General features: G+C 65.6%; 12 protein-coding genes. 9 read left to right on the forward strand and 3 right to left on the reverse strand.

All coding sequences use genetic code 11. The annotated features are described in order from the left end of the window. The first annotated feature begins 49 nt into the window (after positions 1–49). The 8 genes from FHS31_RS08300 to FHS31_RS08335 all read left to right on the forward strand — a co-directional run bounded on the left by FHS31_RS08300 (position 50) and on the right by FHS31_RS08335 (position 7,418). The gene (locus FHS31_RS08300) at positions 50–499 is read left to right on the forward strand and encodes a hypothetical protein (protein ID WP_167072883.1); all 450 of its coding nucleotides are present in this window, start codon (positions 50–52) and stop codon (positions 497–499) included. Positions 500–651: 152 nt separating this feature from the next. After that, the gene (locus tag FHS31_RS08305; protein WP_167072884.1) at positions 652–1,518 is read left to right on the forward strand and encodes an EpsD family peptidyl-prolyl cis-trans isomerase; all 867 of its coding nucleotides are present in this window, start codon (positions 652–654) and stop codon (positions 1,516–1,518) included. After that, complete coding sequence (locus FHS31_RS08310) at positions 1,515–2,327, forward strand: polysaccharide biosynthesis/export family protein (RefSeq protein WP_167072885.1); 813 nt, start codon at positions 1,515–1,517, stop codon at positions 2,325–2,327. The genes FHS31_RS08305 and FHS31_RS08310 overlap by 4 nt, the downstream gene beginning before the upstream one ends. A gap of 12 nt (positions 2,328–2,339) precedes the next feature. Beyond that, positions 2,340–3,749: a GNVR domain-containing protein gene (locus FHS31_RS08315; RefSeq protein WP_167072886.1), complete on the forward strand. Its 1,410-nt coding sequence runs from the start codon at positions 2,340–2,342 to the stop codon at positions 3,747–3,749. Next, positions 3,746–4,636, forward strand: a complete 891-nt coding sequence (locus FHS31_RS08320; protein ID WP_167072887.1) for a polysaccharide biosynthesis tyrosine autokinase — start codon at positions 3,746–3,748, stop codon at positions 4,634–4,636. Before FHS31_RS08315 ends, FHS31_RS08320 begins: the two co-directional genes overlap by 4 nt. Beyond that, a complete protein-coding gene (locus FHS31_RS08325) occupies positions 4,633–5,496 on the forward strand; it encodes an archaeosortase/exosortase family protein (RefSeq protein ID WP_167072888.1) in 864 nt (287 codons plus the stop codon). Before FHS31_RS08320 ends, FHS31_RS08325 begins: the two co-directional genes overlap by 4 nt. Next, positions 5,489–6,226, forward strand: coding sequence for an exosortase C-terminal domain/associated protein EpsI (locus FHS31_RS08330; RefSeq protein WP_167072889.1), 738 nt, complete (start codon positions 5,489–5,491; stop codon positions 6,224–6,226). Before FHS31_RS08325 ends, FHS31_RS08330 begins: the two co-directional genes overlap by 8 nt. Before the next feature lies 1 nt (position 6,227). Further along, positions 6,228–7,418, forward strand: a complete 1,191-nt coding sequence (locus tag FHS31_RS08335; protein ID WP_167072890.1) for a hypothetical protein — start codon at positions 6,228–6,230, stop codon at positions 7,416–7,418. 4 nt (positions 7,419–7,422) lie between these two features. Here FHS31_RS08335 and FHS31_RS08340 read toward each other — a convergent pair whose 3' ends face one another. From FHS31_RS08340 to FHS31_RS08350, 3 genes are read right to left on the reverse strand one after another with little or no spacing between them, the layout of a single operon-like run. Further along, positions 7,423–8,889 carry a hypothetical protein gene (locus FHS31_RS08340; protein ID WP_167072891.1) on the reverse strand — a complete coding sequence of 489 codons (1,467 nt, stop codon included), beginning with the start codon at positions 8,887–8,889 and terminating at the stop codon, positions 7,423–7,425. Continuing rightward, positions 8,886–10,127: a glycosyltransferase family 4 protein gene (locus FHS31_RS08345; RefSeq protein WP_167072892.1), complete on the reverse strand. Its 1,242-nt coding sequence runs from the start codon at positions 10,125–10,127 to the stop codon at positions 8,886–8,888. Before FHS31_RS08345 ends, FHS31_RS08340 begins: the two co-directional genes overlap by 4 nt. Next, positions 10,124–11,314 carry a glycosyltransferase family 4 protein gene (locus tag FHS31_RS08350; RefSeq protein WP_167072893.1) on the reverse strand — a complete coding sequence of 397 codons (1,191 nt, stop codon included), beginning with the start codon at positions 11,312–11,314 and terminating at the stop codon, positions 10,124–10,126. Before FHS31_RS08350 ends, FHS31_RS08345 begins: the two co-directional genes overlap by 4 nt. Before the next feature lie 98 nt (positions 11,315–11,412). On the opposite strand from FHS31_RS08350, the gene FHS31_RS08355 reads away from it, so the two are divergent. After that, positions 11,413–13,356 carry an acyltransferase family protein gene (locus FHS31_RS08355; protein WP_167072894.1) on the forward strand — a complete coding sequence of 648 codons (1,944 nt, stop codon included), beginning with the start codon at positions 11,413–11,415 and terminating at the stop codon, positions 13,354–13,356. Position 13,357: the final 1 nt, after the last annotated feature.

A 13,357-nucleotide genomic window follows, 5' to 3' on the forward strand; every position in this document is an offset into this window, starting at 1 on the left:
TTTCTGCTTCGTATTGGCGGCATCTGCTGGCATTGCGATGGCTCCGGCGATGGCCGAACCGATCAATCTCGGAAACATCTATGACACGGGCGTGACCTCCCAGATGGGTTGGACGTCCAATGATACGCTTTCCGCGACCTACAACTTCACGCTCACCGCGCCGACCAGCACGCTCAGCTACACGCTGCACGATGTGACGGTTCAGGGTCTCAGCATGAAGTTTTATGACTCGAACAACACGCTGGTCAAGAACGTCCGGGTCGCCAACAGCGGCCAGGATCGCGGCGCTGACTTGGATTTGACCGGCGGTTTGTACAAGATCACGCTGGTAGGCACCAGCATCTCCAATTTTGGTCAGCCTGGCGGTGGGTACCAGCTTTCGCTGCGTTCGAATGTCGCGGCTCCGGTACCTGGCCCTGCGGGTGCGCTCGTCGCCGTCGCGGGTGCGGGCGTGGTCGCTTTCCGCAAGCGCCGGGCTCGCAAGCTCGCAGACGCCTAAGTCCCAGAATTCGGCAAATCAGGCCGTCCCGGTCATCGGGGCGGCCTTTTTTGGTTTGGGGTGATTTTGCCTTGAATATTGAGTATCCAGCCAAGCGAGCCCTTGCCCGCGTTAAGCTTTAGCTCATCGTGATCATGGTACAAAAGCCGGATATGCGGGATGGTATTTTGCAGCGGACTTTGCGGCCGTGTCTCCTTCTGGTCCCGTTACTGATCGGCGGATCGCTCGCTCTTTCGGGGTGTCAGAAGAAAGCTCAGGACGAGCAGCTTGTCGCTGCGGGCAAGAGCTTCGAAGTCACGGTGCCCGAGCTCGATCAATTGCTGCGCCAGTCGCCGGCCGTAAGTAGAGAGGAGGTCGTGCCCGCGCGACAGAAGCTCCTCGATGTGCTGATCAATCAGAAGCTGTTCGCCGATGCGGCGATCGAACAGAAACTGGATCGGGACGCTGATACGATGCAGGAGCTGGAGGCTGAGCGCCGTCGCGTCCTCGCCTCCGCTTATGTGACGCATCTCTTCACCAGCCTTGCCAAGCCAACCTCGCGCGAGGTGCAGGCTTATTATGACGCGCATCCCAAGACCTTCGGACAACGCAAGGTCTTCACCATCAATCAAGTCTCGATCTCCGGCGAGAACCTGCCGCTCAGGGAGTTCCAGGCGGCGCTCGAGGCCGGCGGGATGGCGGGCCTCGATGCTCGGCTGGCGCAGGAAGGGATCGAGGCTCCCCAGACCAACGTGGTGATCCCGACCGACGTGCTGCCCCCGCAAACCGCGGAAGAGATGGAAAAGCTGCACGTCGGGGCGCCCGTCATCTTCAATACAGGCGGCGCCATCCATCTCGGTGTGATCGGCGCGATCCAGGACGGTAGCGTTTCGCTTGACACGGCCCGGCCGGTGATCGAGCAGCGGATCACCGAAGAGCGCCGTGACGGGGTTATCAAGGCGCAGGCCGATCGTCTGCGTGCCGATCGCGAGGTCAAGATCAGCGCGGGTCTGTTGAAGGGAGCGAAGCAGGCGCAATGAGCGAGCCCCGCATCCAGCGCCTTTCCCGTCGGCTCTTGCTGGCCATGCTCGCGTCGATCTGGGCCGCGATGGCCGGGCCCGCGATCGCGCAGAGCAGCGAATATCGCATCGGGCCGGGGGATGTGCTTAAGGTGTCCGTTTATCGGCAGGCGGATCTGGAGACGATTGTCGCCGTTGCCGGCGACGGCACCATTCCGATCGGTACGCTCGGCAAGGTGCCGGTCGCCGATCTTACGCCCGGCGAAGTCGGCCAACGAATTGCAGAGCGCCTCAAGAGCGCCGGTATCCTTATCGATCCGACCGTGACCGTTCTGGTCACCGAATATCACAGCCAGACCGTCGCCGTGCTCGGTGCCGTGGCGCGTCCGGGCGAATATCCGATCGATCGGCGCGGCATCACCATATCGGAAATGCTGGCGCGCGCCGGCGCCAATTTTGCGAGCGGCGGCATCCTGATCGCGGTGAAGCCGCGCGCGGGAGGCGAGTCCGAAAACCTTCACGCCGCCGATCTCTTCGCGGGCGGCCGCGATCGGCCGGTGCGCAACGGCGATACGATCTTCGTGCAGACGCCTGCCCTGGTGTTCGTGCGGGGTGAGGTGCAGCATCCCGGCGCCTTTCCGATCGAGCCGGGCATGACCGTCGATCAGGCGATCGCCGTGGCGGGCGGCCTTACCCAGCGCGGCTCGGCATCGGGAGTTCGCGTCACGCATGTGGACGTGGCGGGTAAGGCCGGCACGCCGCAGCGCATCAAGCTTCGCGATACGGTGGCGCCGAACGATACGCTGGTCGTCGGCGCGCGGCTCTTCTAGGGGCGGCGGCAGATGACTTTCGCACAGCTGATCCGTCTGCTGCTCTCTCGCTGGAAGACCCTGATGATAGGGGGCTTCATCGGCGCGGTGCTGATGATCACCTGGTCCTTGCTTACCGCGCCGATGTATCGTGCGACCGCACAGGTGATCGTCGACGTGCGTCCGCCCGAAACGCTTTCGCAGCAAACGCCGATCGATCAGCTCTCGCCCGATTACCTTGCCACGCAGATGGATATTCTGCTGAGCGTGCGCATCGCGCGGATCGTCGTCCAGCGTCTGCAGCTCGCCAGCAACAGCGCGCTGCTGCAGAATATGGGTTGGGACGGCCAGGGCTCTGTCGAGGATTTCATCGTCAGCCGGCTGCAGAAGAACCTGAAGGTTCAGGCCGCGAGCCTGGCATCGCGGGTTATCGAGGTGAATTACGCTTCGAATTCCGCGTCCTTTTCGGCGGGCGTCGCCAATGCCTTCGCGCAGGCTTATGTCGATACTGTCCTCGATCTCCAGTCGCAGCCCGCGCGGGACAGCGCGGCCTGGTATCAGCGCCGTGCGCGCGAGGTTCAGCGCGAACTGGCCGCGGCGCAGAGCCGGCTGACGATCCGCCAGCGCGAGTTGGGCGTGGCGACCGACCTCAATCAGCCGAACAGTTCCGACGACACGCGGCTGCAGGCACTTTCCGCGCAACTGGCTGCGGTGCAGGCGCAGGATGCGATGACCAACGGCAAGGGCAACGATCTGCCCGGCGTCCTCGCCAACCCCGTCGTGCAGCAGCTGCAGTCCGACATCGCCAAGCTGGAGGGACAGCGCCGTCAGCTTGCGCAGACGGCGGGGCCGAACAATCCCGATTACCGGCAGGTGGTGGGCCAGCTCGCCGCGCTCCGGGGTCAGCTTGCCACCCAGCAGGCACAGGTCCAGCAAGGCAGCCGAGTTGCCGCCGGCCAAACCACGTCCAGCGTCTCGCGATTGACCGAGGCGGTCGCCGCCGAAAAAGCGCGGGTGATCGATTCCAAGGCCCGGCGGGATGAGGTCGCGGTGCTGGCGCAGGACGTACGCAATCTGCAGACGATGTATGATCAGATGGCGGCGCGGAGGTCACAGCTCGATCTGCTCGGTGATTCGACCCAGAGCAACGTCACCATATTGACGCCCGCCGTCCCGCCTGAGCTGCCCTATTGGCCGCGTAAATCGCTGATGGCTATCGCGGGCATCTTTCTGGGCGGCATGGTCGCGGCGGGTATTACGATATTCCGTGAACTGGCCGACCAGCGGCTGCGCGGGCATCTCGATTACGAAACCTGGCTCGGTATTCCCGATCTCGGCACGCTCCGCATCGGGCCACCGGCACCGCGCCGCCTTACCGGACGTGTTGCCAGTCGGGTGGTCGGGCTGCTGCCCTTCCGCGGTAAGGGGGCGGCGAGCGGATGACCGGCAGCTCGCTTGCCAATTCCCGTTCGTCCGCAGTGCCGACGACGCAGCGCCCGCGCATTGGTGAACTGCTGATCAGCCAGGGCTTGCTGACACTCGAGCAGGCCGGGCTCGCCGCCCAACGCAGTATTGAGCAGGGCCTGCGTTTCGGCGAGGCGGCTGTGTCGCTCGGCTTCGTCGCGCAGTCGGACGTCGAATCGGCGCTGGCGATGCAGGTCGAGACCCTGACGATCGCCGCACCGGCGACGATCGCGCCTGAAATCTTTGCCTTCCACGATCCCGAATCGGACAAAGCGGAAGATATGCGCGCGCTGCGCAATGCGCTGACCTTGCGCTGGTTTCAGCATGATGAGGGTGCGCGGACGCTGGCGGTGATCAGTCCCGCGCGGGGCGACGGCCGCTCGCTCGTCGCGGCCAATCTGGCGGTGAGCTTCGCCCAGGTCGGTGTGCGGACGCTGCTGATCGACGCCGATATGCGCCATCCGCGCCAGCATCTGCTGTTCGGGCTCGATAACCGGCAGGGCCTCTCCGGCTACCTCAACGATAAGAGCGAGGATGCCGCCCATTATTACATCCCGGAGCTGGAATCGCTGACGATCATTCCGGTCGGCAAGCTTCCGCCGAGCCCGCAGGAATTGCTGCTGCGGCCGACGCTGGCATCCCTGGTCGAGGCGGTATCGCTCAACTTCGAAGTGGTGCTGATCGATACGCCCGCGGCTTCGGTCGGCAGCGATTATCAGATCGTTGCTTCGGCGGCGCGCGGCGTGCTGATGGTCGGCACCCGGCTGCAGACGCGGACGCGCGCGGTCTCGCATATGCTCGATACCTGTCAGGATATCGGGGTGAAGACGGTGGGCGGCGTATTGGTGGAAGCCGCCAGCGCATGATCGCGGCCGGCGGGGGGGATCTCCGGCGGGAGAAGGATTGGTTGCCGCTCGCCTTGCTTGGCGCGGGGCTCGCGCTGCTGCTGACCCCGTTTGCGATCGATATGTTCGAGCAATTCTGGGCGGCCGGGAAGAATGGCCAGGCGCCGGTGGTGCTGATCGCTGCGGGCTATGCCTATTGGATCAACCGTGATCTCTTCGCGCACCCCGGTTCGCGGCGGGATCGGCGGCTGGGGTATGCGGCGATCGTTCTCGCCTGGATCAGCTTCGTGCTCGGCCGCGCGGGCGCTTTCTATCAGCTCGAAGGGCTGGCGGTGCCGCTAATCGCGCTGGGCCTCACGCTGGTGCTGGGCGGAGCGGCCGCGCTGCGACGGATGGCGCTGATCAACATCCTGCTGCTTGCAGTGGTGCCGCTGCCCGGATCGCTGGCCGATGCCGTGCTGGTGCCGCTCAAGGAATTCATCACGCGCGGCGTGGTCGAGCTGTTGGCGCGGCTGGGCTATCCGGTGGCGGTCAACGGCGTGGTGATTTCGATCGGCTTCGTCGAGTTGCAGATCGCCGATGCCTGTTCGGGCTTGTGGTCGATGGTGTCGCTGGTCGCGATCGGGCTGCTCTACCTGTTCTTCTTGCCCTGTTCGACGCGGCGCGCGAGCCTGCTGTTCCTGCTGGCGGTCGTGCCGTTGGCGCTGTTCACCAACTTCATCCGCGTCCTATCGCTGGTGCTGATTGCCTATCACGGGGGCACGGCGCGCGAGGCGCAGGTGCATGATGCGGCGGCCTATCTGGAAGTCGCGCTCTCCTTATTGTTGTTCGCGCTGGCGCACGCGGCGATCGAGCGTCTGGCCGGGCGCCGACATGCCTGAGCGCGCCTGGCGCAGCCTCGGGGGTCTGTTCCTGGCCGGCTGCGCGCTGGCGTTGCTGCTTTCGATCCTGGTGCTGAGCCGGGCGCGGCACGTACCGCCTGGCACGGTCCCGATCGAAAGCCTGTTGCCCGCGCGCTTCGGCGGCTGGGCCGAAGTGCCGACCCGTTTCGACGTGGTCGATCCCACCCTGACCGACAGCGACACCGATACGCACGCCCTCTACGACAAGGTGGTGACGCGCAGCTACCGCCGCGCCGATGGTTCGCAGGTAACGCTGACGCTCGCTTATCGGCGGCTGCAGCAGCAGGAGAGCAAGATCCATCGGCCGGAGCTTTGCTATTTCGCGCAGGGCTACGCGCTGGAGGACAAGCACAGCGCCACCGTGCCGACGCCCGTGGCGATGATGCCCGCGATCACTTTCCAGGCGGCCGCCGACGATCGGGACGAGACCGTGCTGTATTGGATCCGCATCGGCGACACGGTGAGCACGTCGGCGTGGCGGACGCGCGAGCGATTGTTCCAGCTCAGCCTTGCCAACATCGTGCCCGATGGCATTCTCGTCCGCGCGTCCGTGGTCGGCGATGGGACTGTATCGCCCGGGGAACTGGCGGATCGGCGCAAGCTGTTGGCGGAATTTCTGGGGGATGCGGTTCAGGCGCTGAGGCCCGATCAACGCTGGATGCTGATTGGTGGCCCGGCAGCGATCGAAGCGGCACAGAAGGGAGTTTGAGATGCGTATTGTCCTGACCAAAATCGTGAGCTTGCTCGCGGCCGGGCTGCTGGCGTCAATCCTGGGACTCGCCCCTGCGATAGCGGCATCGCATCTTTCGCTGCGCATCGCGGGGCCGGAGGAAGTGGTGCTGCCCGCCGGCGTGGCCTGCCAGGCTTTCCGCGATGCCGGCGGCACGCTCGACCTTCCCGATCAGCCGATGCGCGCGATCCGCAACCGCGCTGGCGAGATCCGGGTCTTCGCGTCCGCCTACGCCAATCTGCCCTTCAAATCGGCCAATCTCAGCACCATCCAGCATGATGGCTGCCGCCCGATGATGCAGTCGCCGCTCGATCCCGATCCCGCCCGTTATGCGGGCCGCAACTGGATCGTTGCGCCCTATCCGATGCCCAACGGCACGATCTATGCGCTGGTGCATGAAGAATATTGGGGCGGCACCGTCGATCCGCTGTGCAAGCAGCGGCTCAACGGCTCGGCGCCCTGGTCGGGCCCCTGCGTCTACCTCAACATCGTTGCGGCGCGATCGATTGACGGCGGTAAGAGTTTCCTGCCGCTGGCCGGCGATGCCCAGATCGTCGCCGCGCGGCCTGAGCGTTTCACCTCGACGATGAACCGCGCCGGCTACCGCGATCCATCGAACATCGTCTTCAATCCCCGGGACAAATATTATTATTTCATCCTGTTCGCCGATCGCGGCGGCCCGCAGGAATTGGGGAGCTGCATTTTGCGGACGCGGGCGCCGGGGATCGAGCCGTGGCTCGCCTGGGATGGTCAGGGCTTCAACGCTCGGCTGGCGGGGCCGTATCGGGGCGGAACGCCGCGCACCTGCATGCCGATCACCATCCTGTCGCTCAAGGCGTTGCTGTGGGATCCCAAGAGCGGCCAGATCGTCGGCTCGGGCATGGACATGCGCGCCGGCGGCTTCTTCTACATGACCTCCACCGATCTCGTGCACTGGAGCCCATCGACTCTTCTGCAGAAAGCGGTGGCGAGCAATCATTGGGTGCCCGGTGGACCGCCGCCGATTGCCTACCCCTCAATGCTCGATCCGACGAGCAGCAGCCCCGCCTTCGATACGATCGGCGATCATCCCTATATCTATTACGTCAAATTCCAGACGACCCTGATGGGCAAGATCGCGGGGCGCCAGCGGGATATCGTGCGCGTGCCGCTGGCTATTCAGCGCAACTGATCCGCTAAGAGCCATCGGCGGAAGGCGCGCGGAACTTCGCGCGGCGAGCGGCGGCGAGCGTCTGCCGATCCTGCCGCGCCAGCTCGCGGGCCGATAGGCGGGGGACGCGGATGTAGCGCCGCTTCAGCCACGGCGTCGCGTCCTCGGCGATCTTGAGGAACAGCGCCGCGCCGAGCGAGGTGAAGAAGGACGGGCGCGTGAGGAAGGGGAAGGAGAACCACAGCACGATCGTCCCCGCGCAATAGGGATACAGCGCCAGCCCGAAGACACGGCCGTGCTTGAAGCTGTTCCAGGCCAGGCCGGCGTAGATGCCGAGCAGGAAGGCGAAGGGAAACACGCCGTTGCCGAGATCGGATCGGTAATAGCCGAACACCGTATCCCAGATCATCGCCGAATTGAGCCCGGCATTGCCCACCGCGACGAACTCCGAAAGAAACCAGTTCGGCGCCGGCGGCAGCCCGAACAGCGCCTCGGTATCGATGAAATTATGGACGATCGGCATGTAGTGCAGAAAGGCCACCGCATAGATGCCCGACCCGTGCGACGACAGGACGAGTCTCCCGTCCAGCATCGCCGCCAGCCGATTGAACGATGCCGGCCCGTACCCCATCAGCTGATACAGCGAGGCTGCGGCCGAGGTTTTGCCGCGGAACGCGCTGAACGCACCGAAAACGATGATACCGCCGACGCCGCCGATGATCAGCTTGCCCATGCTTGCCAAGGTCGATTGCGCATTCTTGGAGGTGCGCAGCCAGATGACGAGCAGACCGAGCAGCAGCGGGATCGCCTCGTAGCGCGCCGCCTTCAGCACCGCCCCCATCACGGACATCAGGACTGCGACGATCAACAGCGATCGCGCATAGAAGCGGTGGACGTCGCTAAGTTCGTGCCGCCGCGACAGGAAGCGGAATTGCGCCCAGCAGATGATCACGATCAGCAACGGCTGCGCCTGATTAAGGCCGCCCTCGGTATCCACCGCCTTCTTCACCGCAGCGCCCTGGCCCGAGAAGACCAGGTGGAGCAGCGAAGGCGAATTGCGAATGGTGATCGCCAGCGAAAGCGCCTGCAGCGCAACGGCGATGCCCAGCGCGATCGACAGGATGGTCCACAGATCGTCGATCCGGATTTCCTCCTGCCGGGCGGGCAGCCCGCGGTTGGCAAAGAAGCCGACGGTCAGCACGCCGGAAATGTGGCAGCCGATGCAGGACAGATAGAAGATCACCAATGGCCCGTTATGGTACATCAGGTTCGGTTCGCGCAGGATCAGGCTGTAGAGTTGGCTTGGGAAAAAGACCGAGAGCAACAGCGGGATGATCGCGATCAGCGCGAAGGCGTTGGGCGAGACGAGGACGTAGGTCGGCGTCTTCTGCAGCAGCTCCTTGGTGCGCTCCCGGATGCGCAGCGAGCTGCGGGATCGCCGAACGGGGCGATCAACGCGCACCAGTTGCCGAGGCGCGCGGACGCTCTTCACGCCGCCAGCAACGCCTCAACCCGCGCCTCGAACGAATCCACCACCGCATCCGTCTGATAATGCGCCCCCCGTGCCAGCGCGGCGGCGCTGAAGCGGCGATATTCGTCCGCCGGCATGGTGCGGAAGCGGTCCAATGCGCGGGCGAGCGCGGTGGTATCCTGCGCCGGATAGATCAGGCCGGTGACGCCATCCTCCAGCACCTCGGGAATGCCGCCGGTGTCCGCGGCGATAGCGGGCAGGGCGAAGCCATAGCCTTCGTAGATCACGCGCGGCAGCGGCTCATTATACGTCGATGGGCAGATCAGCACGTCGATCGCGCCATAAAGGTCCTCGGGCTTCATCCAGCCGCGGAAGTGGATGCGCGCATCGCCGCCATAGCGTTCGGTAAGCGCCCTGGTCAGCCCCTCCTCGCCCGCGCCGGCGATATCGAGCCGCCACGGGCGGCCTTCCGGCGCGAGCAGGATGGTGGCTTCGAGCAATTTGTCGATGCCCTTGGTGGGGGAGATGCGGCCGATGAAGCCGAACACGATCTCGTCCCTCAGCGTTCGGGGTTCGGGCACCAGCGGGCGCTCGTTGATGTTGAGCTGCACCTGCACCGGCTGATTGGGGCCGATCGCGCCATACTGGACGTGCGTATCGGCGACATAGCCACTGTTGGCGAGGAAGAGATCGACATCGCCCGCATCGCGCCGCCGCGCGGTGGCGGAGAGCCGGCACGACGCGCAGAGCCGCGTGCAATTATGGCCGTCCTTGAACATCCCCGATCGCGTGCAGATCAGATAATAATCGCGCATCGTGTGGATCAGCTTGGCGCCGCTGGCCTTGGCCGCGCCGAAGATCGCGCTTGAAAAGCCATCGATCACGCTGGTGTTGACGATATCGGGCTTGATCGTGCGTAGCAGCCTGGCGAAATCGCGCCGGGCGCGCAGATTGTGCAGATCGAGCAGGTGCCAGATCGATTTGCGCAGTGGGCCCCGTTTGGCGAGATCGTGCGGCCAATAGATGTTGCGGATTGGCAGGAAATGGATCTGCGGCTTGCCCGGCGCGATCAGCCCGGCCTGCTCGGCGGCTTGGCGCAGCGCCGCCTGCTGCCCCTTGGGCGCGAGCCGGACGATGTGCACGTCGTGCCCGCGCGCCTGCAGCGCCTCGGCCAGATTCTGCGTCGATCGTGCCGCGCCGCCCACCTGATCGGGCGGATAGGTGCGGATCGCGAACAGAATGCGGCGCGGACTGCTCATGCCGCGTCCGATAGCCGCCCCTCGGCGACCTCAGCCAGCGCCGCCTGCACGTTGGCGATATAGGTTTGCACCGAAAAGCGCTGCTCCGCCGCCGCGCGCCCGGCCTTGGCGGTCCGATCCGCGCGCGCCGGATCGCTGAGCAAGGCGGTGATCGCCGCCGCCATCGCATCGGCATCGCGGGGCGGGACGAGCAGGCCGGTCTCGTCGCGATCGATGATCTCGGGAACGCCGCCCGCGTCGGTGGCGACCACGGGCCGTTCGGAGAGCATGCCCTCCACCACCACGCGGCCGAACGGCTCGGCCTGGACCGAGCTGTGAAGGATCACGTCGCACGCGCGCATCCAGCCCGCGACGTCGCTCTGATCGCCGAGGAAATGCACCCGGCCCTTGAGGCCGAGGCTTTCCGCCTGCGCCCGCAGCCGCGCCTCATAGGGCTGCTGTCCGAACAGAGCACCGCCGACGAGCAGCAGATGCGCACCTTCGACGCGCGCCAGCGCATCGATCGCGACATGCTGGCCCTTCCAGGCGGACAGCCGGCTGAACACGCCGATCAGCGGCGCATTCGCGGGAATGTCCGCCGGGCGCGGCTGCGCGGCAATATCGGGGCCGAACCGTTCCGGATCGATGCCGTTGTGGATCAGCCGCACCGGCGCCTTGCCGCCGATCTCCCGGAAGGCCTGTGCGGTCGCGTCGGAATTGGCGATGACGAGCGTGCAGAATTTGTTGGCGAAGGTGCGGGCGATCCAGTGGACGGTGCGGCTGGTATCCTCGGCGGTGAGAATGTCGCGCAAATGCCAGACGAGCGGGCGGCCGCTCAGCCGCGCGGCCAGCGCGCCCACCAGCAGCGCCTTTTGCGAATTGGCATGGATCACGCGATAGCCGCGCGCCCGCTTCGCCACCTGGCGCACCAGCTTCCCGAGCGCCGTGACCCCGCGCAGCACGCCGAAAGCGCTGGCGCCGCGCGGCACGGTGAGGAAATTGCCCGCGCCCGCAGCTACGGCGACATCGACGCCGCGCTCGGTCAGCCGCTTGCGGAACGGGCCATCGCTGAACAGGAAGACGCTGGCCGCCTCACGCGGATAGGCCGCCGCGAGATCGAGCAGGCTTAATTGTGCGCCGCCCATCTCGCCCGCCTGATCCAGGAACAATACGCTCCGCTCGGGTTGCGCTTGAGACTTGCTGACCAAATGCACTCCCCGCGCGATCGGCGCCCCACAAATCTGTTTAGAAGGGCTGGCCAGCTTCCACAACAGAGGATACCGCAACGCAGCATTGCGGGGCCGGTATGATCGGGGATGAATCGAACAGCCTGTCCGAGGGCGCGGAGACGCTGCCCGCGTCCGCCCGCGATTTCACCAAGCCGCACAATTTCCGCTCGGATATCGAAGGGCTGCGCGCGCTGGCGGTGCTGCCTGTCGTGCTGTTTCACGCGGGCGTTCCGGGGATCGGCGGCGGCTATGTCGGGGTCGACATCTTCTTCGTCATCTCGGGCTTTCTGATTACGGGCATCATCGCGCGGCAGATCGCGGACGGGCGCTTCTCGATCCTCGATTTTTACGAGCGCCGCGTCCGCCGGATCATGCCGGCCTTGTTCGTGGTGATGGCGTTCGTGCTGGCGGGCACCTGGATACTCTATCTGCCGAGCAGCTATCGGCAGGTGCCGCGATCGATCGTCGCGACCCTGTTCTTCTCGTCCAACATCCTGTTCTGGGCGGAGGCGGGCTATTTCGCCGCGGCGGCGCTTGTGAAGCCGATGCTCCACACCTGGTCTCTGGCGGTGGAGGAGCAATTCTATCTGTTCTTCCCGCTGCTCCTGGTGCTGATCAAGCCGCTCGGGCCGCGGGCGCGCACCGCGACGATCGCCGGGATCGCGATCGTCAGCTTCGCGCTCAGCGTTTGGCTGGTGCGGGCGCGGCCGGACTTCGCCTTTTACCTGCTGCCGACCCGCGCGTGGGAGCTGATGGCGGGATCTTTGCTCGCGGTCGGCGCGATCCCGGCGGTGCGCGCGCAGGCTGTGCGGGAGGCGCTGGCGGCGATCGGGCTGGCGCTGATCGGCTGGGCGATCTTCTCGTTCGATTCCGATACCGTCTTTCCCGGCCCGAATGCGCTGTTTCCGGTGATCGGGGCGGCGCTGCTGATCCATGTCGCACCGGGCACGCGGGTTGGCTGGCTGCTCGGGCGGAGGCCGGTGACGTGGATCGGCGCGCTCTCTTATTCGCTCTATCTCTGGCACTGGCCGCTGATCGTCTTCGCCGAATATGCCACCGATGCCCCGCTGCACGGCTGGGACACGGTGGCGGTGGTGGTCATCGCCGTAGTCGCCGCATGGCTATCCCTGCACTTCATCGAGGCGCCGTTCCGTGATCGCGCACGGATCGGACGGTCGCGCCTGTTCGCATCGGCCGGGCTGGTTTCGCTGGTGATGATCGCGGCGGCGGGTGTCGCGCAGATTGGCAACGGCTGGCCGCACCGCTTCCCGGCGGAGGTCGTGCGGCTGGATGCGGCCGAACATGCCTCCAGCCCGATGCGGCTCAAATGCCATCAGACCGGCGATTCAGCGACGCGCGACGCCAAGCCGTGCCTGCTCGGCGCGCCCGGTGTGGCGCCAACAATGATGCTGTGGGGGGACAGCCACGGCGTCGAGATGAGTTACGCGCTCGGCGAACGGCTTGCGCCGCGTGGCGAGGCGCTTGCGGAGCAAACGCTGTCCAGCTGTGCGCCGGTGTTGGGCGTGCCGATAAAGGCGCAGGCCTCCTGCGTCGCGCATAACGATCGCGTGCTCGCCTATCTGCGTGCCACACCCAGCATCCGCACCGTTGTGCTCGCGGGGTTCTGGGCGGATCAGGTGAATGCCCGCACGCCGGGGCTCGCGGCCGGGCTGGAGCGGACGCTGGCGGCGATCAGGGCGATGGGCCGGTCAGTCATCCTGATCGGGCCGGTGCCGCCCAATCCCTTCGCCGTCCCACAGCATCTCGCCTATCTCGCCGAGCATGGCCGCCTTGCCGAGGCGCGGGGGATCAGCGTCGGGGAGTTGCAGGCCGAAACCGCCTACCTGCAGCCGACGATCGATCGCCTGGCGCGCGACGGAGTGCGGGTGGTGTTGCCGCAATCGGTTTTGTGTCCGGACAGCGTCTGCCGGATCTATACCGATAGTCAACCGCTCTATTTCGATCACCATCATCTAAGCGTTTATGGTGCGGAGATGGTGGCTAAGAAGGTGATCGACTGAG

This window comes from Sphingomonas vulcanisoli (assembly GCF_011761305.1).
GTDB classification, from domain to species: domain Bacteria; phylum Pseudomonadota; class Alphaproteobacteria; order Sphingomonadales; family Sphingomonadaceae; genus Sphingomonas_I; species Sphingomonas_I vulcanisoli.